Below are 22331 nucleotides of genomic sequence, written 5' to 3'. Positions count from 1 at the left end.
GATCGGAGGCCGAGTGGCCTGTGACCTGTGGCTGGTCCCCCTTGTCGACGTGCTGTGCCACAGCCCCGACAACCCCTTCGCGGAAGAGATCGCCTCGTACGACAGGGCGCTGGGCTCGGCCGGACTGCCGTCCGTGCCCGTGTTCGCCTACATGCCGGGCCTGAGCGGGGACGTCGCCCCGGTCGCCGGCTTCGACTACGACGCCCTGCATTTCCTGCGGCGGGCGTACATGCTCCAGCTCTGCGGGCTACCCGTGACCCCGGTGGACGAGCTGGGCGGGGACTACGAGCAGCTGCTGGAGATGTTCGAGCCGACGGCCCAGCAGTCGCACCTGGTGTGGCACTACGACCACGCCGGGGCCTACGTCCCGGTGGACTTCGCGGCTCCGCTGGCCAACGAGGAGCTGCTGGCCGGGGGCGGGCCGCTGGGGTCCGTGCAGGGGCTGCTGCGGGAGCTGCTGTTCGTGGCCCCCGCCATCGGGATAGACCCCGGCAACCCGCCCGCCGCACCGGCGCCGCCGGGGCGGCCGACGCTGCTGGAGGAGCCGGCGGGGCCGATTCCGTACGACGACAGCCCCTTCGCCCGTGAACGGCACGTGTGGCTGGGACTGCACGCGGCCGCGACACGGAGCCTCGGCCAGGGGTCGATGATCATCTTCAGCTGAGCGGGGCCGGTGGGCGGGGTACGGGTCCGCTGCGCGGAACCCCGGCCCCGCCCGCCTCCGGCGCGTCCCGCCCGCCTTCCGCGGGTCCCGCCCGTCCCTCAGCGCGGCTGCTCCGGCGGCCGCTGGCGGGGCATGTTCGGTCTGGTGCCCGGCGGCAGCGGGAAGCGGGCGGGCGGGATGTTCGCGTCCGGGCGCCCCCCGGAGGCCCCCAGCGACTGCATCACCAGCGGCGCGGGCCCGGCCCGGAACTCCACCATCCAGTCCGCCGTCTCCGAGCGCACCAGCTCGGTGATGTCCTCCGCGAAGCGGCGCAGCACGGTCAGGCACCGCTCCGCGGCCTCGCTGGCCGTGCCCTCGGTGGGGCCGAGCACCTCGCGCACGTTCTCCGAGGCCCAGTCGAACTGGAGGGTCTGGAGCCGGCGCTGCACGGCCTGGGCCGTGGCCACGTCCCGCATCCACCCGGACGTCAGCCCGAAGAACCGGTCGCAGGCCAGCGCGGCCGCGCCCAGCAGCAGCGCGAGGTAGCCGTACGTGGAGGCGCCCGGGATCGAGCCCGTCAGCTCCAGCAGCGGCATCGAGGCGCCCGTGACGGCGCCCACGGCCGCCCCGGCGCGCAGCACGCGCGCACCGCGCCGCTTCCACGCCCGGTCGGACAGGTACCACTCGGCGGTGCGCAGCGCGTCGGCCTCGACCCGCCGGTAGAGCTCGTCGAGCCGCTCGGCGGGCTCGCCCCAGTCCCCGAGAGGGAACGGCCGGCCGGTCAGATCGCCCGCCGCCATCGGTCCGCCGCCTTCCTCCCGGGGATCCCGGGGTGGCCCCTCGGGCTGCATCTCCGGCTGGCTCACCCGGCACTCCCTCTGCCTGCGCTGACGTGTGGTGGTGCGCGTGTGCGCAATGATGCGCATGCTCTTCCTACCTTCGAATGACGGGCGATGGGCGACGATTCCCGGGATTTCCGCCCGCAAGGAGGTCTCCAGCAGGTACGCGCACGCCTCATCTCTCACTCGAAAGAGTTGGTCCTCACGGCGTAGGGCGCGGCGCCCGGGGAGCACGTAGGCTCGGATTGACCAGCGTTCCGAAGGTCTCGACGTACGACGTATGGAGTGAGTGCCCTGTGATTCCCGGTGGTGGCCAGCCCAACATGCAGCAGCTGCTCCAGCAGGCCCAGAAGATGCAGCAGGATCTCGCGGCCGCGCAGGAGGAGCTCGCACGGACCGAGGTCGCGGGCCAGGCCGGCGGCGGTCTGGTGAGGGCGACCGTCACCGGATCCGGTGAGCTGCGCGCGCTGGTGATCGACCCGAAGGCCGTGGACCCCGAGGACACGGAGACGCTCGCCGACCTGGTGGTCGCCGCGGTGCAGGCCGCCAACGAGAATGCCCAGGCGCTCCAGCAGCAGAAGCTGGGCCCCCTGGCCCAGGGCCTGGGCGGCGGCAGCGGTATCCCCGGCCTCCCGTTCTAGCCCTCCTCCCCCTACCCGACGAAAGAAGGCAGTCCGTTGTACGAAGGCGTGGTTCAGGACCTGATCGACGAACTGGGCAGGCTGCCCGGCGTCGGGCCCAAGAGCGCGCAGCGGATCGCCTTCCACATCCTGCAGGCCGAGCCCACCGACGTCCGCCGCCTCGCGCACGCGCTGCTGGAGGTCAAGGACAAGGTCCGGTTCTGCGCGGTGTGCGGGAACGTGGCACAGGAGGAGCGGTGCGGCATCTGCCGCGACCCGCGCCGTGACACCACGGTCATCTGTGTCGTCGAGGAGCCGAAGGACGTCGTCGCGATCGAGCGGACGCGCGAGTTCCGGGGGAAGTACCACGTCCTCGGCGGCGCGATCAGCCCGATCGAGGGCGTCGGCCCGGACGACCTGCGCATCCGCGAGCTGCTGGCGCGCCTGGCGGACGGCGAGGTGACCGAGCTGATCCTGGCCACCGACCCGAACCTGGAGGGCGAGGCGACCGCCACCTACCTCGCCCGCATGATCAAGCCCATGGGCCTGAAGGTCACCCGCCTGGCCAGCGGGCTCCCCGTCGGGGGAGATCTGGAGTATGCGGACGAGGTCACGCTCGGGCGGGCCTTTGAAGGAAGGCGACTTCTCGATGTCTGACGCAACGCTGCACGCCCTCGGCCAGGATCCGGACGACTTCGCCGCCTCGATCGCGGACCAGATCGAGTCGTTCATCGTTGCGGTCACCGAAGTGGCCAAGGGCGAGGACCCGGACAGTGCTGTGCCCTTCCTCCTCCTGGAGGTGTCCCAGCTGCTGCTGGCGGGCGGCCGGCTGGGCGCGTACCAGGACGTGCTGCCGGAAGAGCGCTACGAGCCCGATCTGGGCCCGGAGCCGGACGTGGACGACCTGCGCGAGCGTTTCGCGATCATGCTGGAGCCGGTCGACGTCTACTCCGAGGTCTTCGACCCCTACGAGCCCCGCAAGGCCCCGGTGGCCCACCGCATCTCCGACGACCTGGCGGACGTGGTCGCCGACCTGCGGCACGGGCTCATCCACCACCAGTCGGGCCGCATCACGGAAGCGCTGTGGTGGTGGCAGTTCTCGTACTTCACCAACTGGGGTCCGACGGCCTCGGCCACCCTGCGCGCCCTCCAGTCGCTGATCGCCCACGTACGCCTGGACCAGCCGCTGGCGGCGCTGGACGGCCTGGACACGGACGAGGACATGGCCGAGGACGACCTCGCGGAACAGGCCGGACAGGTCATGGCCGAGGAGCTGGGCGGCCTCGGGCGCACCTGAGCGAAAGCAGCGGCCGGAGGGGGAACTCATTCTCTGATCTTCTCGTCTCATGATGTGGTACGAGGCGGTCGGATCCCGGTCGCTCGTTACACTGCACCAGCAATGAGACGGACTGAGCGAGGAGCGCACGTGGGCCTTGTCGTGCAGAAGTACGGAGGCTCCTCCGTAGCCGATGCCGAAGGCATCAAGCGCGTCGCCAAGCGGATCGTGGATGCCAAGAAGAACGGCCACCAGGTGGTCGTCGTGGTTTCCGCGATGGGCGACACGACGGACGAGCTGATCGATCTCGCCGAGCAGGTATCTCCGATGCCTGCCGGGCGCGAATTCGACATGCTGCTGACCGCCGGGGAGCGGATCTCCATGGCCCTGCTGGCCATGGCGATCAAAAACCTGGGCCACGAGGCCCAGTCGTTCACCGGTAGCCAGGCAGGCGTGATCACCGACTCGGTCCACAACAAAGCGCGCATCATCGATGTCACGCCGGGCCGGATCCGCACCGCGCTGGACGAGGGCAACATCGCCATCGTCGCGGGCTTCCAGGGGGTGTCCGCGGACTCCAAGGACATCACCACCCTCGGCCGGGGCGGCTCGGACACCACCGCCGTCGCGCTCGCCGCGGCGCTGGACGCCGAGGTGTGCGAGATCTACACCGACGTCGACGGCGTCTTCACCGCGGACCCCCGCGTCGTGAAGAAGGCGAAGAAGATCGACTGGATCTCCTCCGAGGACATGCTGGAGCTCGCGGCCTCCGGTTCCAAGGTGCTGCTGCACCGCTGCGTCGAGTACGCGCGCCGCTACAACATCCCGATCCACGTCCGCTCGTCCTTCTCCGGACTGCCGGGCACCTGGGTCAGCAACGAGAATCCGCAAGGGGACGCGCAGGTGGAGCACGCCATCATCTCCGGAGTCGCGCACGACGTCTCCGAAGCCAAGATCACGGTCGTCGGCGTCCCGGACAAGCCGGGCGAGGCCGCGGCGATCTTCCGCGCCATCGCGGACGCCGAGATCAACATCGACATGATCGTGCAGAACGTCTCCGCGGCCTCCACGGGCCTCACGGACATCTCCTTCACGCTCCCCAAGACCGAGGGCCACAAGGCCATCGAGGCCCTGGAGAAGGCGAAGGGCGCGATCGGCTTCGACTCCCTGCGCTACGACGACCAGATCGGCAAGATCTCCCTGGTCGGCGCGGGCATGAAGACGAACCCTGGCGTCACCGCCTCCTTCTTCCAGGCGCTGTCCGACGCGGGCGTGAACATCGAGCTGATCTCGACCTCCGAGATCCGCATCTCGGTCGTCACCCGCCAGGACGACGTCAACGAGGCCGTCCGCGCCGTGCACACGGCCTTCGGCCTCGACTCCGACAGCGCCGAAGCCGTCGTCTACGGCGGCACCGGACGATGACCCGCACCCGGTCCTCCGGCCCGGCACTCGCCGTGGTCGGGGCGACCGGAGCAGTCGGTTCGGTCCTGCTCCAGATGCTGTCCCAGCGGGCGGACGTCTGGGGCGAGATCCGCCTGATCGCCTCCGCGCGCTCGGCCGGCCGCATGCTGGCCGTCCGCGCGGAGGAGACCGAGGTGATCGCCCTCACCGAGGACGCCTTCGACGGCCTCGGACCGGGCGACGTAGCCCTCTTCCTCACCCCGGCCGACATCTCGGCCCGGTGGGCCCCCGTGGTCACCGCGCGCGGCTCGGTCGTCATCGACCTGTCCGCCGCCTTCCGGGAGGACCCCGAGGTCCCGCTGGTGGTGCCCGAGGTCAACGGGCACGCCGTACGGATTCGGCCGCGCGGGATCGTCGCCGGCCCGGACTGTGTGACCGCCACCATGATCGCGGCCCTGGGCGCGCTGCATTCCGAGTACTCCCTCTGCGACCTGGCCGTCTCCTCGTACCAGGCCGCGAGCGCCGCCGGCCGGGCCGGTTCCGAGGCGCTGCGCCGCCAGCAGTCCCTGGTCGCCGGGACCTCCCTGGGCGAGCAGCCCGGAGACGTACGCCGTGCCGTCGGCGAGGACACCGGCCCCTTCGCGGCCCCGCTCGCCCTCAACGTCGTGCCCTGGTCCGGCGAGCTGCGCGCGGACGGCTGGTCCTCGCACGAGCTGGCGGTACGCGGGGAGACGCGCCGGATCCTGCAGCTGGAGCAGCTCCCGGTGTCGGTGACCTGCGTCCAGGTACCGGTGCTGACCGGTCATTCGCTGACCGTGCGGGCCCGGTTCGAGCGCGAGGTGGACGCCGCGCACGCCCGGGAGATCCTGGAGGCCGCGCCCGGCGTGGTGCTCGTGGACGACCCGGCGGCCGGGGAGTTCCCCACTCCCGTGGACGCCGCCGGGACGGATCCCGCGTGGGTGGGGCGGGTACGGGCCTCGCTCGACGACCGTCACGGCCTGGAGTTCTTCGTGTGCGCCGACAATCTCCGCAAGGGCGCAGCGTTGAATGCCACACAGATCGCGGAACTGATCGCAGGTGAATTTGCGTAATTCGCTTTGTAGGATCGGTGCTGATCCCTTGATCAAGGTGATGGCCCGACTGCCGTCTCGATAAAGACGGGGCAATCGGGAAGAGCGGGTACGCATGAGGGCAATAGGGATTTTGCTGGTGAGGCTGCCTGGCGCGTACAACCCTGATGGGGGGACGCGTGTCCAACCGGCGTGGCAGACACACTGCTCGAACCGGCCGTCCGGCCGGCGCAGATCGGGATCATCCCGTCGCGCCGGAGTCTTCGCGTGCCCGGCGACGGTTTTCCCGTGATCGTGCCCGTCCCGCCGGCTGGGCCGTCGGCGGCGCCCGTGAGGACCGCCGTGCCGATCCGGGGCGGCCTCGTGCCCGCGCCGCGCGACAGCGCTGAGACGGACGGGAGCAGCAAGAGCGAGGCGGCCGACACGGCCGGGACGGCCGAGGTGGTGGCCGGCACCACCGTCGACCACCTCACCGCGACCTACCAGGCGCACTACCGCTCGCTCCTGGGCCTGGCCGCGCTGCTCCTCGACGACACCGCCTCCTGCGAAGACGTGGTCCAGGAAGCCTTCATCCGGGTGCACTCCGCCCGGAACCGGGTCCGCGACCGGGAGAAGACCCTGGCGTACCTGCGCCAGACCGTCGTGAACCTCTCGCGGTCCGCCCTGCGCCGCCGCATCCTCGGCCTCAAGCTGCTCTCGAAGCCGATGCCGGACATGGCGAGCGCCGAAGAAGGCGCGTACGACCAGCTGGAGCGGGACGATCTGATCAAGGCGATGCGTGGACTGCAGCGCCGCCAGCGCGAGGTGCTGGTGCTGCGCTACTTCGCGGACATGACGGAGGCCCAGGTCGCCGAGACGCTCGGAATATCGCTCGGCTCGGTGAAGGCGTACGGATCGCGGGGCATTGCCGCGCTGCGGGTGGCGATGGAGGCTGCGCAGTCATGATGGACGACCACACTCCGCCGGGCGGGGCGAGCGGGGAAGAAGAGCTGCGCATCCTCCTGCGCGGGGCCGTCGAGGGCCTGCAGCCCTCCGAGGACGCGCTGGAGCGACTACGCCACGCCGTCCCCGCGCGCCGGACCCGCAACCGCCGGGCCGCCCTCGTCGGCGCCGCCGCGGCCGTGCTGCTCGCCGGGACGGCGATCCCGGCCGCACTGCACCTGTCCGCGTCCGAGGGCGCCGTCACGGACCACCCGGCGATGGCCGGGCACGGCGAGGCCGCCGGCGAGAAGCCGGACGCGCAGGCTTCCGACCCGCACCAGAACGGCTTCGGGTCCCGGCCGAGGCCGCCCCACTCCTTCGGCGAGGTCCCGTCCGCGGGCGGGGGCACCGGACATCCGAACGCCACGGCTGGCCCCTCGGCGGACGGTCTGGCAGCAGGTCCGTCGGGCGCCGGGATCTCCGCCGGACCGGCCGGTACCGGCGGTCCGGCGGCGGGCTCGGGCCCGCTGCCGCCGGTGGCGGCGGCAGGAGTGCCCGGGTGCGCCGCGGACCAGCTCGGGGTGGTGGGCTCGGCCCGGCCCCCGGGGACCGACGGCAGGGTGTACGGCAGCTTCCGGGTCACCAACGTCTCGGCGCAGGGCTGCGCCGTCAACGGCCAGGACACCCTGACGGCGGCCGCGGTGCCCGGTACCGGCGCGGGTTCGGGCTCGGGGGTCGCCGTGGTCGGCCACACGGCGGGGGATCCGGCGAGCGGGCTGCTGCCCGACCCGGCGTCGGCGGCTCCGGCGCTGGTGCTCCCGCCGAACACGGCGTACGAGGTCCGCTTCGCGTGGGTGCCGTCGGGGGAGACCTGCGCACCGGCGAACCCGGACGCGGGCGGGAAGTCCCCGCAGACCGAACCGGCGGGCGCCACGGGCGGCACGGGGAACGGACCGGCCGTCGAACCACAGGCGGGCACGTCCCCGGCCCCGGCCGGCGTGGCCGTCTCGCACACCCCGCAGTCGGGGGCCACGACCACGCGGACGACGATCCCCGAGGCCTGCGGCGGAACGGTCTACCGGACCGGCGCGATCCCGCTGTCCTGAGGGCCGTCCCGGGGAGTTCCGCAAAGACCGTCCCGGGGGGGGATCCGGGGTCCCGGGGCCTCCTGCGTGGCGTTCCGGGCGGCAGGGGCTACGCGGCGGGCTCCAGCAGGCCCGCCTCGGCGTCGCGGATGGTCTCCACCTCGCGACGGTAGAGCCGGAACCACATGAAGAGCACGAAGGCGACGAAGACGAACCACTCGCCGGTGTAGCCGAGGTTCTGGAAGGCCTTCAGGTCGAGCCCGGTGTTGGTCGGTGCCTGTGCCGGCACCGGAATCATCCCCTCCGACGGGGTCTGCACGGTCAGCCAGGCGTCGTACAGGTCGTACGGGACGATGTTGACCAGCGAGGCCGCGCTGATCACCCCGAGCTGCCCGGCCGGCAGCCCGCCCTGGGAGTGGACCCCCTTCGTGCCGGCGTTCTCCGCGGCCTGCAGGGCCCCCCTGACCTCGACCCGGCCGGCCGGCGGAGCCGGCGCCTTCGCGGGATCCGCCACTCCCGGCAGCCAGCCCCGGACCACCGGGACGCTCTTGCCGGAGTCGGTCCTCAGCAGCGTCAGCACGTAGAACCCGGACCGGCCGTCCAGCCGCCGCTCGGGCACCAGCAGCTGGTCGCCGTACTCCCCGGCCGTGGAGGCCAGCCGCCCGGAGGTCGTCTTGTCGACCGGAAGCAGCGACTCCAGGGGTGCGGCCACCTGGTCCGCCGGCCGCTCCGCGCTCGCTTCCCGGTGGCTGTCGACACGGTCCTCGAACCGGCCGAGCTGCCAGGACCCCATGAACAGGCAGAAGGGCACGGCGAGCGCGACGAAGACGTTGATCCCCCACCAGCGCGGGGTCAGGAGAAACCGGTGCACCCCACCACCGTACGGGGGGTGCACCGGTCGCCCTCCCGCAGGGTCAGTGCGGCAGGTGCTTCAGCGCGAACTCCAGCTCCATCCGGACCTGCTTGATCCGCTCCTCCACCACCAGCGAACCGTGCCCGGCGTCGTACCGGTACACCTCGTGCACGGCCCCGCGCGCGGCGAGCCGGTCCACGTAGTTGTCGATCTGGCGGATCGGGCAACGCGGGTCGTTCACGCCGGCCGCGATGTGGACCGGCGCCTTCACGGCGTCCACGTACGTCAGCGGCGAGGACGCCTCGAAGCGGTCCGGGACCTCCTCCGGGGTACCGCCGAAGAGGGTGCGGTCCAGCGCCTTCAGCGCCTCCATCTCGTCGTGGTACGCCGTCACGTAGTCCGCGACCGGTACGGCGGCCAGGCCCACGGCCCAGGCGTCGGGCTGCGTGCCCAGGCCCAGCAGCGTCAGGTACCCGCCCCAGGAACCGCCCGACAGCACCATGCGGGCCGGGTCCGCGAGTCCCGAGGAGACCGCCCACTCCCGGACCGCCGCGATGTCCTCCAGCTCGATCAGCCCGACCCGGTGCTTCAGGGCGTCGGTCCACTCGCGGCCGTAACCCGTCGAGCCGCGGTAGTTGACCCGCACCACGGCGAAGCCGTGGTCCAGCCAGGCCGCCGGGGCCGACGCGAAGGAGTCGCTGTCGTGCCAGGTCGGCCCGCCGTGGATCTCGAAGATCGTCGGGAAGGGACCCTCGCCGTGTCCCGCCGGCCGCTGCGCGAGCGCGTGGATCCGTCCGCCCGGGCCCTCCACCCACACGTCCTGGACCGGCACCGAGCCGGGCGCCCGGAAGCCGGGCGGGTCCAGGACGATCCCGCCCGCGGTGGACCGTACCGCCGAGGGCTCGGCGGCCGAGGACCACAGGTACTCCACCGTCCCGTCGGGCCGCGCGGTGGCCCCCGACACCGACCCCGGCGGCGTGTCCACGCGTACGAGCTCCCGTGCGGCCAGGTCGTAGCGCCACAGCTCGCTGCGCGCCTCGAAGCTGTGCGCGACCAGCAGCGCGGAGCCGTCCGGGTACCACTCGGCGCTGACGTCCCCCGGCAGGTCGATCGCCAGCTCCTGCTCGGCGCCGGTGGCCACGTCCCACACCATCGGCTCCCAGCGGCCACGCCGCTGGTGCCCGACGAGCAGCCGGGTGTCGCCCGCGACCGGCGCGAAACCGAGGACCTCCAGACCCAGCTCCTCGGACCCGCCCCGAGAGTCGTCCAGCTCGGCGACGGTGGTCCCGTCCAGGGTCAGGACGCGCAGGGCGGAGTGCATCGCGTCGCCGTGCTCGGTGTGCTCGACGGCCACCAGCGTCCCGTCGCGGGACAGGTCGCCGACACCGGCCGACTCCCGGTGCCGGTAGATCACGGTGGGCGCGGAGCCGTCCGGCCGGACCACGTGGACGGTCGAGCCGTCCTCGTCGGTGGAGCGCCCCACGACGGCCGTCCCGTCCCGCCCGATGGCCAGCCCGGCGGGGTACGAGGGTTCCAGGCCCGGGGTGGCCGGTTCGTCGGGGCCGCCCGCGAAGGGCTGGCGCACCCAGGTGCCGAACTCGTCGCCGTCGGTGTCGGAGAACCACCAGATCCACTCGCCGTCGGGGGAGAGGGTTGCGTCGGTGGTGCCGTTGGGGCGGTCCGTGGCCTGCCGCTGCTCGCCGGTGGCGCGGTCCCAGGCGTAGATCTCGTAGGTTCCGGTCGCGTTGGACACGAAGAGCGAACGGTCCGGGGCGTCCTCGGCCCAGTCGGGGAGCCCGACGCGCGGTGCCCGGAACCGCTTCTCCCAGTCGGGCATGCCGGGGGTCATCTCACTGTCGCTGGTCATGCGCCCCATTGTGGCCGCAGCGCTCCCCGGGATGCCGACGGCTTCGAACGGGCGCACAGTGGAACGCGTCGGCCGTCCCGTCCGAGGAGGAACGATCATGGCCAAGAAGGCCCGCACCGGGCACCACAGCCACCAGGACTCCGAGCGCGCGCTGGCGAAGAACACGGCCGCGGAGGCCCGCGCCAAGGCCGCGGTCCGGGACCTCCACAACACCGCCGCGAAGACGCGCGGCATGCAGCAGAAGGCCCAGGCCAAGCGCGGCTAGGCCACGGGTGGGCCCGCTGGCGCGGCTGGGCCCGCTGCGCCGGATGTCTGCCTAGGCTGGCGCCATGCGGATGATCGTCCGGGGCGCCCGGCTGCTGCACACCCACGGCCTGTCCGACGTCGAGGTCGCGGAGGACGGCCGCATCGCGCGGGTCGTCCCGTACGACGATCAGAAGGAACCACCGGTCACCGGCATCCTCATCGAGGCCCACGGCGGCCTGCTCACGCCTCCCTTCGTCGAGCCGCACATCCACCTCGACACGGCGCTGACCGCCGGCGAGCCCCGCCACAACGCCTCCGGCACCCTGTGGGAGGGCATCGCCTGCTGGAGCGAACGCAAGCGGACCCTGACCCGCGAGGACGTGATCGCGCGGGCCACCGAGGTGCTGCGCTGGCAGGCCGCCCACGGGGTGCTGCACGTGCGGACGCACTGCGACGTCACCGACCCGGACCTCACCGCGCTCGAAGCGCTGCTGGAGGTGCGCGACCGGGTGCGGGACTTCATGACCCTGCAGATCGTGGCCTTCCCGCAAGAGGGCATCGTCTCCTTCCCGGGCGGCGAGGGACTGATGCGCGAGGCCGTCGCCCGCGGGGCTGACGTCGTCGGAGCGATCCCGCACTTCGAGGACACCCGCGAGGACGGCCTCGCCTCGCTGCACACGGCCTTCGCGCTGGCCGAGGAGCACGGCCTGCGGGTGGACGCGCACTGCGACGAGATCGACGACGAGCAGTCCCGTTTCGTGGAGGTGCTCGCCACCCTGGCCCTGCGCTCGGGGCTGCGGGAGCGCGCCACGGCCTCGCACACGACGGCCATGGGCTCCTACAACGGCGCGTACAGCTTCAAACTCCAGCGGCTGCTCGCCCGCTCCGGCATCAACCTGGTCTCCAACCCCTTCGCCAACCTGGGCCTTCAGGGTCGCTTCGACGCCTACCCCAAGCGGCGCGGGCTCACCCAGGTCAAGGAGATGCTGGCGGCCGGGGTCAACGTCGCCTTCGGCCACGACGACGTGATGGACCCCTGGAACGCGCTGGGCACCGCCAACCCGCTGCAGACCGCCCTCGTCGGGCTGTACGCCGCCCAGCTCACCGGCGCCGACGAGATCCCGCTGGCCTTCTCGATGGTGACGGAGCGTGCGGCGCGGGTGCTCGGCCTCGCGGAGACGGAGTACGGCATCACCGCGGGCGCCCCCGCCTCCTTCGTGCTGCTCCCGGCCCCGTCGCCCGAGGAGGCGATCCGCCGCCAGGTCCGCCCGCGGTACGTCGTCTCGCGCGGGACCGTCCTCGCCGAGACCCCGCCCGCCCCGACCCGGCTGAACTGGCCGGGGGAGCCCCCGTCCGAGATCGATTTCAGCCGCCACCTACGCTGACGCCCCATGAAGACGTGGACGCTTGACACAGCATCGGCCCGCGCAGCTCTCGAGATCGCTTCGGAGTACGCGGACACGACCCTCCTGAACCACTCGGTCCGTTCCTACGCCTTCGGGGCCCGGTACGCGGAGCAGCACGGGCTGGCGTACGACGCGGAACTCCTCTACGTCAGCGCCCTGGTGCACGATCTGGGCCTGACCGCGCCCTTCGACAGCCACACCCTGCCCTTCGAGGAGGCGGGCGGCCATGTCGCGCGCGTCCTGACGGCTGGTCTGGGCTGGCCGGCGGCCCGCCGGGCGCGCGCCGAGGAGGTCGTCGTCCTGCACATGCGGGACGACGTGAGCGCGGCCGAGGACGTGGAGAGCCACCTGCTGCAGGTCGGTACGAGCGCGGACGTGTCGGGCCTGCGCGTCGCCGAGTTCGATCCCGCCTTCACGGCCGACCTCCTCGCCGCGTACCCGCGGGGCGACTTCGGCGCCGCGTTCCTCGCGCTCGTCGAGGACCAGGCCGTACGCAAGCCCGACTGCGCGGCGGCCGCGTACGTGGCCGGCGGCGCGGCCGGCCGGATCGCCGCCAACCCGCTGGACCGGCCGCGGGAGTAGCCCCGTACGCGCGGTCACGCATATCGGGCACGGTGTCGGATAACGTGCCCGCATGTCGTGGGACGAGGACGGAACACCGCACCCGCTCGCACTGCGCCGTACCGGCCGCAGCGAACTGGAGCCGGACCGGCTGCCGGAGATGCGGGAGCTGGAGGTGCTCGGCTGGGAGCCGGCCCCCGAGGACCTGCGGTGGGTGTTCCTCCCGTACGTCTGGCCCCCCGCGGCCCGCACCTGGATCCCCGACCGGTCCACCCACTGGGCGGTGGACACCGCCCTCGACGGCCACGGCCACATCACCGGCGTGGAGTGCGCCCCGCTGCCCGAGCCCGACCTCCGGGACCTCGACCGCGAGGCCGACGAGGCCCTCGCCGGGCTCGGGCTCCCGCCCCGCCCGCGGGGGCGCCTGTGGCTGCTCCGCCCGGTCGGACCCTTCACCACCCTCGGCGCGCTCCTCGACCACCTGGACGACCTGGCCGAGGCGCGCGCCGTGGAGGCCCGGCCCTCCGCGGCCTTCCTCGCCCTGGCCCGCGCCGAACTCGCCGGGCTCGCCGCGCCCGAGGAGTAGAGCCCCCGCCCGCAGCCGCACGCCCGCGGTCACGACAGGGCCGTTCCGGGCTCCCGTGGCTACCCTGGTCCTGAGGGGGTACTGCCGGGAGGCGATCTCATGGGTCGGCGCCATCACTTCCACATCGACCACGACGGGCACTCGGTCAGCGCCACGGTCCAGACCGGGCACACTGCCGTCGTGGAGGTACTGGTCGACGGCAAGGAGACCGGACACGCCACGACGCACGACGACCACCCCGTGACCGTGCACGTCGAGCTGCCGACGGATCCACCGACACAGGTCTCCGTCCGCGCGACGCCCGGGCCGGGCGTACCCCGCTGCATCTTCGAGGCCCCGGCCATCGAGCCGCACATCATGTCTCCCCGCCCCTACTGACGGGCGGCCACCGGCTACCGGCCTCCCCTGCGCTCCTGCGTCGCGGACCGGATCTCCTCCGTCGCCTCCCGGAACGCGGGGGCCGCACGCCGGAAGTAGTCGAAGAGCAGCTCCTGCTGCTCCGGCGAGTACCCGGCGAGCACCTCGCCGATCCGCTTCCGGGCCGGCGCCACGGCCTCGACCTGCGCCAGTGCCCCGGGCACGGCCTCGACCACGACCTTGCGCCGGTCGCCGGGGTCGGAGGTGCGCCGTACGTACCCCGCACGCTCCAGCCGGTCGATCAGCCGCGTCGTCGCCCCCGTCGTGAGCCCCGTCCGGGCCGCGAGCTCCCCGGAGGTGAGCCCGCCGGCACGTCAGGGACGCTCGGAAGCCGTAGTCACTCAGTTGGTCACCCAGACGCGGAAAGAGCCGGCGCAGATTTCTCTGCACCGGCTCTCACCTGGTACTTCAGCGTCGGGGTGGCGGGATTTGAACCCACGACCTCTTCGTCCCGAACGAGGTCCACCCAAGATCCCCACCAGCACAAACCACGTTTCCCCTGGTCAGGGCATCGGCCTCGGCTGGCCTGGCGTGGTCCGGAGGGGTCTCGGGGAGCTGGTTGGCTCCCAGACGGCTCCCAGCAGCCGATGTCAGCCGACCCGTGATCACTTGCCGTCCACCCCGAATGGCGAGGGTGCGGATGCTCCAGTCAGCGACCGACCCTCCCTCGCCCAGGGGAGACTCGCGCCGCTTCCGGCCGTCCGAGCTCAGGGTTCCGCCGGCACCGCCCCGTCCTTCGCCTCTTCCCCGGCCGGCCCCACGTCATCGACTGGGGTGCGATTCTCGGCTCGCTAGCTGTCGGAGCCCTCACCTGATCGGCCTGGCGAGAACGAGTCGCGAGGAAGGACACGAGCCTCAGGTAGAGATCTGCGGCCTCAGAGTCCGGAGCCAGACGTCCACCCGCCCCGGCACCGTCTGTAGATTGCCGCGTCTGGAGGCGGAGGTAACGAAGATCAGCAACGCCAGGACCTTCCTCCTCCATCTCCCTTACCATCGGCTCTGATGGGGGCTCAATTCACATGAGGCAGTGGAACTAGGCGTGGACGTCTCGCGTACCCGCCTACTCGGTGCCGCTCGATCTCTGGGACTGCCTCATCGCTGATCGGTGACCGGAACGGGAGCAGGGCTGGAACTGGGCATGACCTACGAAATAGCAGCCCCAGAACCGGCGGGTATGGTCGCCTCGCTCAGCTCACTCGGCTACTCGCTCCCCGCAGCCATCGCAGATCTCGTGGACAACAGCATTTCCGCACACGCGTGCAACGTCGACGTCGAATTCACGTGGGCCGGGCGGGACTCCTGGATCGCCGTCGTCGACGACGGCGACGGGATGAATGCTGCCGAGCTCGTGACCGCCATGACCGTGGCTGCACGCGGCCCCGCGACACCGCGCAGTGCGACGGACCTGGGGCGATTCGGAGTCGGTCTGAAGTCAGCGTCGTTCTCACAGGCTCGACAGCTCACAGTGGCCACCGCCACTTCAGGGGTGTGGCACGCCCGCACGTGGGATCTCGACGTTGTTGAGGAATTCGGCGAGTGGAGGTTGCTGCACAGTGCGGATCAGACGACGGCTGACCTGCTCGACAGGATCCGCGGTACGGCGGACCACGGCACCATCGTGTTGTGGCGGCGGCTCAACGGTTACCACGTCGACGCGGTAACCGTGGAGGACGAGCGGACCCAGAAGCAGTTCTACACGGAGGCCGCCCGTACGGAATCTCATCTGGGTATGGTCTTCGCTCGGTTCCTCACCGGAGGCAGACGCCGCACCCTGCGGGTGTCCGGCAGCTCCGTCGAGCCCTGGGATCCCTTCTTGTCCCGCCACCCGTCCGTACAACCACTTCCCGTCGAGCGTCTGCCCCTGGGAGCCGGTTTCGTGCGGGTGGAGGCGTTCGTACTCCCCAGCGCACAGAGGCTCACGCCGGACGAGTATGAGAAGGCCGGTGGCCCACGCGGCTGGCTCGACCAGCAGGGGTTCTATGTGTACCGCCGGGACCGCCTGATCCTGGCGGGCGACTGGCTCGGACAGCGCGGGTTGCGTCGCGAGGAGAAGTACAACCTGGCGCGGATCGCTGTGGACATCCCGGCCGAGACGGATGTCGAATGGGGGGTGGACGTACGGAAGTCCAGCGTCGTCCCACCCGTCGCCCTGCGTTCTCATCTTCGCCGTATCGCTCTTCAGGCCAGGAGAAGGGCTGCCGACGTCCTTCGCCACCGCGGACAGATAGCAGCGCGGACGCACGGGGATCCGCTGCTGTACGCGTGGAACGTTCGTCGCGTCGACGACCAGGTCACCTGCAGGATCAACCGGGGGCACCCGCTGGTGAAGGCAGCTCTGCGTCCCGGTGGAGCCGGTTCGGATGACGTGCGTGCACTGATCCGTCTGCTGGAGGAGACGGTGCCGGTCACTGCCCTCCGCGTGATGCACGAGACGGACACCAGCGACGACCCCGAACCCTTCGGCGGCTCCGGGCCGGCCAGCGCCGGAGCGACAGAGGTTGCGCAGCGGATCTACGAGGCGATGGTCTCCGACGGTCGCTCGCCCGCCGCCGCTCGTGAACGCCTACGGCACATGCCGCCCTTCGACCAAATGCAGGGCTTCTGGAGCGGGTGACCCGTTGCCAACTGTTGTCCGCAGCCTGCCCGAATCCATTTCCGTCAACCGGAGGTCCGCCGTGAGTGTCACCCCTGAGGATTCTGACGAGTCCCTTGCCAAGGCACGTCGCTTGGTTCTCGCGATGTTCTCCCAGGACCGCCAGCCTTCCCCCGAGGAAGTACAGGCCGCGGTCACGGTCATCTTCGGCATGTTGGCCGGCCAGGGCGAGGTAGTGGACCGGGAGCGGTTGGCCAAGGAGATCGAGGCCATGACAGCTGTGTTCCAGGAGGGTTCCTCCGGGCTGGAAAGCGACACGGGCCACAAGGTCTGGTTGCCGGAGGCCAAGAACGACCGTGAGTGGGACTTCTGGGAGCGCTACCGCCGCTATCTCGAGGACGTCAAGAACCTGCCTCCAGTCGTCGTACGTCGCTTGGACCAGAGCACGGACGAAGTGCTGAGCCAACTCGAGGACCCGCGTCGGGAAGGTTCCTGGCGCCGCACGGGGCTGGTAATCGGGCAGGTCCAGTCGGGTAAGACCGGCCAGTACATCGGGCTCGCCTCGAAGGCGGTAGACGCCGGGTACCAGCTCGTCGTGATTCTCGCCGGCATCCACAACGACCTGCGGAGCCAGACACAGCTGCGTGTGGACGAGGGTCTTCTCGGATTCGACTCGCAGCACCAGCAGCGTTCCAACGAGGCGGGGAAGTCCAGCCGTATGGGTGCGGGGCGGATGCCCGGCAAGAGGCTGGTCATCGCGTCACCGACCAACAGTTCCGAGAAGGGTGACTTCGGGCGCCAGACAGCGAATGCATTCAACTCCGTTCACCTCGGGCACTTCCCGGTCGTGCTCGTGGTGAAGAAGCACTGGAAGATCCTCGAGTACCTGCGCAACTGGGTGACGGAGGTGCAGGGAACGGAGGATGAATCGGGGCGTAAGGCCGTACGTGATATTCCGCTGTTCGTCATCGACGATGAGGCTGACAACGCCACGATCAACACCAAGCGTGACCCCGAGGCGGACCCGACCAAGACCAACGGTGCAATCCGTGAACTGATGCAGAGCTTCGAGAAGTCGGCCTACGTCGGATACACCGCGACGCCCTTCGCCAACATTTACATCGACCCCGACGTCGAGCACGCGACTTTCGGCTCTGATCTCTTTCCCGACAGCTTCATCCGCACTCTCCCCTCACCCTCTAACTATCTCGGTCCGGAGCGGGTCTTCGGCCTCCAAGTCGACATCGACGACGAGGATGACATCGCTCCGCTGCCGTTGGTCCGATCCGTTGACGATGCGGAGAACTGGATCCCGACCAAGCACAAGTCCTCGTTCGTCCCCTCCGACAACCTCCCAGAGTCGTTGCGCGAGGCGATCGCCTCGTTCGTTCTGGCCTCCGCTGCTCGGAGAGCGCGGGGACAGATGAGGGTGCACAACTCCATGCTCGTGCACGTCACCCGCTTCACCGCGGTCCAGGGAATCGTGCGCGACCAGGTGGACGATCACCTGCGCCTACTCGTGGACTCTCTCCGTGACCGTTACGGGCAGGCCTCCGAGCGCATGGCGGAGTTCCAGGCCCTCTGGGAGCGCGACTTTGTCCCCACAATGGACCACTTCCCTGTGGACGAGGCCGAGCCCGTCACGTGGGAGGAGGTGTCCAGCCAGCTCCTGCCTGCGCTACGCAAGATCGTCGTCAAGACCGTGAACGGCGCCTCGCGTGATGCGCTCGACTACTACGATCACCGGAGGAACGGCCTGTCGGTCATCGCGATCGGTGGCCAGAAGCTGTCCCGAGGGCTGACTCTGGAGGGCTTGACCGTCAGCTACTACCTGCGTACCTCGAACACGTACGACACCCTCCTTCAGATGGGACGGTGGTTCGGGTACCGACCGGGCCACGAGGACTTGTGCCGCCTGTACACCACCCCCGACCTTCAGGCGAAATACGTCGAGGTCACGGCCGCAACTGACGAACTGCGCCGTGAGGTCGAGGAGATGGCGGCGCTCAACCTAACGCCGAGGGATTTCGGATTGAAGGTGCGAGCTTCCTCGCTCGGACTCACGATTACCGCCCCCAACAAGATGAGGCAGGGGACGCCTGTAAAACTCAGCTACTCCGGCGAGGGTCCGGAGACGACGCTCTTCAACTCCTCGCAGAGGGCTAGGGAACACAATCTCAAGACACTGGAGGACTTCGTCCGGCGTCTCGACGGCATCACGACGGGCACAGCGGAGGTTTCCGGCGGGACGGTCAAGTGGAGCAGCGTGCCCCGCGAGGCTGTCTCTGACTTCCTCTCGGGATACGTGACGGACGGGATGGCCCATAGGGTCCGCCCGCGGTTCATCGCGAAGTACATCGATCAATGCGCGAGCGTGGACGAGCTGGCGGAGTGGACGGTGTGCCTGATCGGGAAGTCGACGGCTAAGGAACCCCACAGTGTCGCGGGGCACACGGTGGGGCCCGTGACCCGTACCCCGGTGAACGACCCGGGGTACAAGACTGATGGCCGGTACATCATCCGCCGAGTCGTAAGCCCTCGGGACGAGCAGATCGGCCTCGACAAGGCGCAAGTGGATGCCGCACTCGAGGCGACACGACTGGTTGCGAAGAAGAAGGGTAAGGAGAAGGTCCCGGAATCGCCATCTGGTGAGCAGCTGCGCTACAAGCGCCGACCAGACCAAGCATTGCTTCTGATCTACATGATTGAACCGAAGAGCGAGGAGGGCGAGAGGCAGCTTCCACTGGTGGGGTTCCAGGTGAACTTCCCTCTCTCCGAGCACCAATCGGACACGGAGTACGTCGTCAACAGCATTTGGAAGCAGGAGGGCCTGGATGACGCCTTCGACGACGAGCAGGACGGGGAGTGACCGTCACCGAGGCGGAGTGGCGTGAGCTGGAGGTACCGCAGGGTGCACCAGGCCAGTCCCGCCTCCGCCTGCATCCCGACGCTCCGCTGGACGTCTTCTTGTCTGTCTCCCAACCAGCACACCAGCGCATGCTCGTCCTCAGAACCGACGCCCGCTCCGCGGACCACATCGTGCGGTCTGTGACCCGGCTTCCTGACGCGGCTGGCTTGGAGATGAACCTGATCGCTGCATCGCGTCTCGAGTACGAGCTCCAAGTGGTCCTCATCGCCGACGAACTCCGTGAGGTGTTCAACCCACTCGTCACCGACGTGGCCGACACGGTCCGAGTGGCCTCTGGGGCCGCAGCAGCTCTGACCGCAGCCGTGGAGAGGTTCGAGCGGTGGCAGGACCTCCTGCGTGCCGTTGGGCGGGACGGTCTCGGCCCCGAGGCCCGTCGTGGGCTTGTCGGCGAGCTCTTGGTGCTGCGCGACCATATCCTGCCCATCGTCGGGCCATCCGAGGCCGTTGAATCGTGGACGGGGCCGAGTGGAGCCAACCAGGACTTCCAGCTGCCGGGAGTCGCCGTCGAGACGAAGGCCAGTACAGCCAAGCGGCCCCGTAGCATCCGGATCGCCAGCGAGCGCCAGCTGGACGACACAGGAACGCCCTCACTCCTACTAGCGTTGGCCATGCTCGACGAACGTCGGGGCGGTTCGGGAGAGAGCCTGAATCGCTTGGTGGACCAGATACGTGAACGGCTCACCAGCCCTGTCGTGCGGGCGGCTTTCGACGGCCGACTCGTGCAGGCCGGCTACCTCCCCAAACAACGCGACCTGTACGAAGAACCTCGGTACACCCCCCGTGACCTGCGCTTCTGGCACGTGCGGGAAGATTTCCCGAGAATCGTCGAGGCTGATCTCCCCGAAGGTGTTGGTGACTGCACGTACCACGTGAGCACCTCGGGGCTGGACCAGCATCGCGCCACGGCCGACGAGGTGACCGCACTGATCGGGGGAACCCATGCCTGAGCTCGACCTGTCCCAATACGCCCGCGACCTCGTCGTGGATGTCCAGGCAACAGCTGACGCCGAGGGGACCACCACTCCGGAGACGTTCACTCGGCGAGTGTTTGAGGACCTGGAGCAGGCTGGTATCGCCTCCAACACGTTCACCGCGTATCACGGGGCGCATGGGCACATGGTTCACGGATACGGGATCGGGGAATCCGGGGAGTGCCTCGACCTCTTCGTCACGGACTTCGACTTGGACCCGCTGGCGTCCAAGCTCACGAAGGGGCAGGCCGAGACCGCCTTCAAGAGACTCATCACGTTTGTCCGTCGGTGCCGGGACGGGCTGCGGCAGCACATCGACGAGTCCTTCGACGTATACGACATGTGTGCGGCAGTGGAGAAGGCGCTCACCGAGGTACGGCGGATTCGTCTCTTCCTCCTGAGCAACCGTGTCGGTACCAGCACTGCGATCCCGCCCACCAAATTCGACGGGCTCCCCGTGACCCACGAGGTGTGGGACCTGGCGCGGCTGCATCGCCACGCTACGTCCGGCAGCATCAGCGAGCCCATCGTGGTCTCGTTTGACCCTCCGCTGCCCTGCGTGTCGGCTCCCAGCAGCGAGCCCGACCACTCGGTGACCATGGCGGTGATCCCTGGCCAACGGCTGGCCGAACTGTATGGGGAGTATGGAACCAGGCTCCTCGAGCTGAACGTCCGTTCCTTCCTACAGGCCAGGGGATCGGTCAACCGGGGCATCAGGGAGACTCTGCTGCACGCTCCCGGCAGGTTCCTGGCATACAACAACGGCATCACGGCCACCGCATCGCAGGTCGACTTCGTGTATGGCCCGGACGGTGGACCGACAGGGATCTCCCGAGTGCATGGGCTCCAAGTGGTGAACGGTGGGCAGACGACGGCCTCGCTGCACTACGCGTCGAATCGGGACAAGGCGGACCTGTCTCACGTGACGGTGCAGATGAAGCTGACGGAAGTGTCTCCGGAGAGACTCGCGGAGATCGTCCCGATGATCTCTGAGTACTCCAACACGCAGAACCGAGTCACGTTGGTCGACTTCAGCTCGAACCACGAGTACCACGTTGCCGTCCAGCGGATCACCCGGTCTCTGTGGGCTCCGGCGACGGACGGGAGCGGTCAGGAGACGCACTGGTTCTACGAGCGTGCACGCGGCCAGTACACCGATGAGGTGGCCAAGGCCCGAACCCCCGCGAAGCAGCGCACCTTCAAGAAGCTCAACCCGACGAAGCAGAAGTTCACCAAGGCAGACCTCGCGAAGTACGCCAACTCCTGGAACTGTCTTCCGTTCCACGTCAGCCGGGGAGCGCAGAAGAACTTCGCCGCGTTCATGGATCGCATAGGCGAGGCACCCCCTCGCGTCGACGTCCAGTACTGCCAGCGCGTGATCGCGATGGCAGTCCTCTTCAAGGCAGTCGACCGCATCGCGGACACCCACGGGGCCGGCAGCTACAAGAGCATGATCACCGCCTACACCATGGCCCGCCTGTCCCTCGCCACAGGACAGCGAATCGATCTCGACCGGATCTGGCGTGAACACCGGATCTCGCAGGCTCTCGAGGACGCGATCGACGACCTATGCCCCAGAGTCATGCAGGTCGTAACCAGGCCGCGAGAGGGCAACCACGTCGGTGAGTGGGCCAAGAAGGCAGTCTGCTGGGACGCCGTTTCTCGCATGGCCTGGCCTTTGCCTCGCGCCTTGGAGGCGGAGCTCCGCGACCACGCTCTGGACGAGGAGGCCCTCGCGGGTGGCACCGAAGGGGTCAAGGGAGCGAGCGACGAAGTGACGGCGGTCCCCGCGGACGAGTGGTACGCGATCGAGCGGTGGGCGAAGGAGACACACAACCTGGATCCCTCGCAGCGCCAGCTGGCCCAGTACGTCGGAAGGCGGCTCGAGCTCGACCAAGCGATCCCCGAGCCGCAGGCGGTGCAGGCCCTGCACGCTCGCAACGAGGCCCTGTCTCTCGGATTCACCCCAGACCCGTAGACGTAGATGACACCTCACCCCCACGCTGAATCCTCGAGGTCAGCCTCGGTGAGCGGCGCGCTGGTT

21 protein-coding genes and 1 pseudogene are annotated in these 22331 nt (G+C 69.8%); 17 read left to right on the top strand and 5 right to left on the bottom strand.

Features of this window, described 5'->3' with window-relative positions; all coding sequences use genetic code 11:
• Nucleotides 1-13: 13 nt before the first annotated feature.
• Entirely contained in the window at nt 14-664 is a 651-nt protein-coding gene (locus tag ACZ573_RS17100; protein ID WP_471304565.1) for a hypothetical protein, read from the top strand.
• A gap of 98 nt (nt 665-762) precedes the next feature.
• Here the strand turns inward: ACZ573_RS17100 and ACZ573_RS17095 are convergent, their stop codons facing one another.
• Entirely contained in the window at nt 763-1509 is a 747-nt protein-coding gene (locus tag ACZ573_RS17095) for an SLATT domain-containing protein (RefSeq protein ID WP_471304563.1), read from the bottom strand.
• A 269-nt stretch (nt 1510-1778) separates the two neighbouring features.
• On the opposite strand from ACZ573_RS17095, the gene ACZ573_RS17090 reads away from it, so the two are divergent.
• From ACZ573_RS17090 to ACZ573_RS17060, 7 genes are all read left to right on the top strand, one after another.
• A complete protein-coding gene (locus ACZ573_RS17090) occupies nt 1779-2123 on the top strand; it encodes a YbaB/EbfC family nucleoid-associated protein (RefSeq protein WP_471304663.1) in 345 nt (114 codons plus the stop codon).
• A gap of 36 nt (nt 2124-2159) precedes the next feature.
• Nucleotides 2160-2759 carry a recombination mediator RecR gene (gene recR / locus ACZ573_RS17085; protein ID WP_030010802.1) on the top strand — a complete coding sequence of 200 codons (600 nt, stop codon included), beginning with the start codon at nt 2160-2162 and terminating at the stop codon, nt 2757-2759.
• Nucleotides 2752-3399, top strand: a complete 648-nt coding sequence (locus ACZ573_RS17080; RefSeq protein WP_189743839.1) for a DUF5063 domain-containing protein — start codon at nt 2752-2754, stop codon at nt 3397-3399. Before recR ends, ACZ573_RS17080 begins: the two co-directional genes overlap by 8 nt.
• Before the next feature lie 129 nt (nt 3400-3528).
• Nucleotides 3529-4803, top strand: coding sequence for an aspartate kinase (locus ACZ573_RS17075; RefSeq protein WP_030726444.1), 1275 nt, complete (start codon nt 3529-3531; stop codon nt 4801-4803).
• Entirely contained in the window at nt 4800-5873 is a 1074-nt protein-coding gene (locus tag ACZ573_RS17070) for an aspartate-semialdehyde dehydrogenase (RefSeq protein ID WP_471304560.1), read from the top strand. Before ACZ573_RS17075 ends, ACZ573_RS17070 begins: the two co-directional genes overlap by 4 nt.
• A 183-nt stretch (nt 5874-6056) precedes the next feature.
• Nucleotides 6057-6797 carry a SigE family RNA polymerase sigma factor gene (locus ACZ573_RS17065; protein ID WP_471304662.1) on the top strand — a complete coding sequence of 247 codons (741 nt, stop codon included), beginning with the start codon at nt 6057-6059 and terminating at the stop codon, nt 6795-6797.
• A complete protein-coding gene (locus ACZ573_RS17060; protein WP_471304558.1) occupies nt 6794-7879 on the top strand; it encodes a hypothetical protein in 1086 nt (361 codons plus the stop codon). Before ACZ573_RS17065 ends, ACZ573_RS17060 begins: the two co-directional genes overlap by 4 nt.
• A gap of 88 nt (nt 7880-7967) precedes the next feature.
• On the opposite strand, the gene ACZ573_RS17055 is transcribed toward ACZ573_RS17060, so the two are convergent.
• The gene (locus tag ACZ573_RS17055; RefSeq protein WP_471304555.1) at nt 7968-8729 is read right to left on the bottom strand and encodes an SURF1 family protein; all 762 of its coding nucleotides are present in this window, start codon (nt 8727-8729) and stop codon (nt 7968-7970) included.
• Between the two features lie 43 nt (nt 8730-8772).
• On the bottom strand, nt 8773-10578 hold the full coding sequence (locus ACZ573_RS17050) for a S9 family peptidase (protein ID WP_471304552.1): 1806 nt from the start codon (nt 10576-10578) through the stop codon (nt 8773-8775).
• Nucleotides 10579-10675: 97 nt separating this feature from the next.
• Between ACZ573_RS17050 and ACZ573_RS17045 the strand changes: the two genes are divergently transcribed.
• From ACZ573_RS17045 to ACZ573_RS17025, 5 genes are all read left to right on the top strand, one after another.
• Nucleotides 10676-10843 (top strand): hypothetical protein, encoded by a 168-nt coding sequence (locus ACZ573_RS17045; RefSeq protein ID WP_202200505.1) that lies wholly within the window; start codon nt 10676-10678, stop codon nt 10841-10843.
• A gap of 64 nt (nt 10844-10907) precedes the next feature.
• On the top strand, nt 10908-12209 hold the full coding sequence (gene codA / locus ACZ573_RS17040; protein ID WP_471304550.1) for a cytosine deaminase: 1302 nt from the start codon (nt 10908-10910) through the stop codon (nt 12207-12209).
• A gap of 6 nt (nt 12210-12215) precedes the next feature.
• Nucleotides 12216-12812 (top strand): HD domain-containing protein, encoded by a 597-nt coding sequence (locus ACZ573_RS17035; protein ID WP_471304546.1) that lies wholly within the window; start codon nt 12216-12218, stop codon nt 12810-12812.
• Nucleotides 12813-12864: 52 nt separating this feature from the next.
• Nucleotides 12865-13377 carry a DUF5956 family protein gene (locus tag ACZ573_RS17030; protein ID WP_471304544.1) on the top strand — a complete coding sequence of 171 codons (513 nt, stop codon included), beginning with the start codon at nt 12865-12867 and terminating at the stop codon, nt 13375-13377.
• Between the two features lie 99 nt (nt 13378-13476).
• Nucleotides 13477-13755 (top strand): hypothetical protein, encoded by a 279-nt coding sequence (locus ACZ573_RS17025; RefSeq protein WP_189743857.1) that lies wholly within the window; start codon nt 13477-13479, stop codon nt 13753-13755.
• Between the two features lie 14 nt (nt 13756-13769).
• Here ACZ573_RS17025 and ACZ573_RS17020 read toward each other — a convergent pair whose 3' ends face one another.
• Nucleotides 13770-13958 carry a hypothetical protein gene (locus ACZ573_RS17020; protein WP_471304541.1) on the bottom strand — a complete coding sequence of 63 codons (189 nt, stop codon included), beginning with the start codon at nt 13956-13958 and terminating at the stop codon, nt 13770-13772.
• A gap of 24 nt (nt 13959-13982) precedes the next feature.
• Nucleotides 13983-14096: pseudogene (locus ACZ573_RS17015) on the bottom strand (MarR family transcriptional regulator); the annotation flags it as partial.
• 836 nt (nt 14097-14932) lie between these two features.
• Here ACZ573_RS17015 and ACZ573_RS17010 point away from each other — a divergent pair.
• The 4 genes from ACZ573_RS17010 (at nt 14933) to ACZ573_RS16995 (ending at nt 22265) form a co-directional block, all read left to right on the top strand.
• Entirely contained in the window at nt 14933-16408 is a 1476-nt protein-coding gene (locus ACZ573_RS17010; protein WP_471304538.1) for an ATP-binding protein, read from the top strand.
• Between the two features lie 61 nt (nt 16409-16469).
• Complete coding sequence (locus ACZ573_RS17005) at nt 16470-19256, top strand: Z1 domain-containing protein (RefSeq protein ID WP_471304536.1); 2787 nt, start codon at nt 16470-16472, stop codon at nt 19254-19256.
• Nucleotides 19253-20263 carry a PD-(D/E)XK motif protein gene (locus ACZ573_RS17000; RefSeq protein WP_471304533.1) on the top strand — a complete coding sequence of 337 codons (1011 nt, stop codon included), beginning with the start codon at nt 19253-19255 and terminating at the stop codon, nt 20261-20263. Before ACZ573_RS17005 ends, ACZ573_RS17000 begins: the two co-directional genes overlap by 4 nt.
• Nucleotides 20256-22265 (top strand): AIPR family protein, encoded by a 2010-nt coding sequence (locus tag ACZ573_RS16995; RefSeq protein WP_471304532.1) that lies wholly within the window; start codon nt 20256-20258, stop codon nt 22263-22265. The genes ACZ573_RS17000 and ACZ573_RS16995 overlap by 8 nt, the downstream gene beginning before the upstream one ends.
• Nucleotides 22266-22331 lie beyond the last annotated feature (66 nt).

The sequence above is a fragment of the Streptomyces sp. NPDC040545 genome (assembly GCF_055595065.1).
The sequence above is the reverse complement of the archived record's forward strand: the minus strand, read 5'-3'. Positions and strand labels throughout refer to the sequence as shown.

What these genes read in the sequence shown, in the direction of transcription:
- ACZ573_RS17080 (WP_189743839.1), top strand. Translation starts at nt 2,752, where the DNA reads ATGTCTGACGCAACGCTGCACGCCCTCGGCCAGGATCCGGACGACTTC.
- ACZ573_RS17070 (WP_471304560.1), top strand. Translation starts at nt 4,800, where the DNA reads ATGACCCGCACCCGGTCCTCCGGCCCGGCACTCGCCGTGGTCGGGGCG.
- ACZ573_RS17060 (WP_471304558.1), top strand. Translation starts at nt 6,794, where the DNA reads ATGATGGACGACCACACTCCGCCGGGCGGGGCGAGCGGGGAAGAAGAG.
- ACZ573_RS17050 (WP_471304552.1), bottom strand. Translation starts at nt 10,578, where the DNA reads ATGACCAGCGACAGTGAGATGACCCCCGGCATGCCCGACTGGGAGAAG.
- ACZ573_RS17045 (WP_202200505.1), top strand. Translation starts at nt 10,676, where the DNA reads ATGGCCAAGAAGGCCCGCACCGGGCACCACAGCCACCAGGACTCCGAG.
- codA (WP_471304550.1), top strand. Translation starts at nt 10,908, where the DNA reads ATGCGGATGATCGTCCGGGGCGCCCGGCTGCTGCACACCCACGGCCTG.
- ACZ573_RS17035 (WP_471304546.1), top strand. Translation starts at nt 12,216, where the DNA reads ATGAAGACGTGGACGCTTGACACAGCATCGGCCCGCGCAGCTCTCGAG.
- ACZ573_RS17030 (WP_471304544.1), top strand. Translation starts at nt 12,865, where the DNA reads ATGTCGTGGGACGAGGACGGAACACCGCACCCGCTCGCACTGCGCCGT.
- ACZ573_RS17025 (WP_189743857.1), top strand. Translation starts at nt 13,477, where the DNA reads ATGGGTCGGCGCCATCACTTCCACATCGACCACGACGGGCACTCGGTC.
- ACZ573_RS17010 (WP_471304538.1), top strand. Translation starts at nt 14,933, where the DNA reads ATGACCTACGAAATAGCAGCCCCAGAACCGGCGGGTATGGTCGCCTCG.
- ACZ573_RS16995 (WP_471304532.1), top strand. Translation starts at nt 20,256, where the DNA reads ATGCCTGAGCTCGACCTGTCCCAATACGCCCGCGACCTCGTCGTGGAT.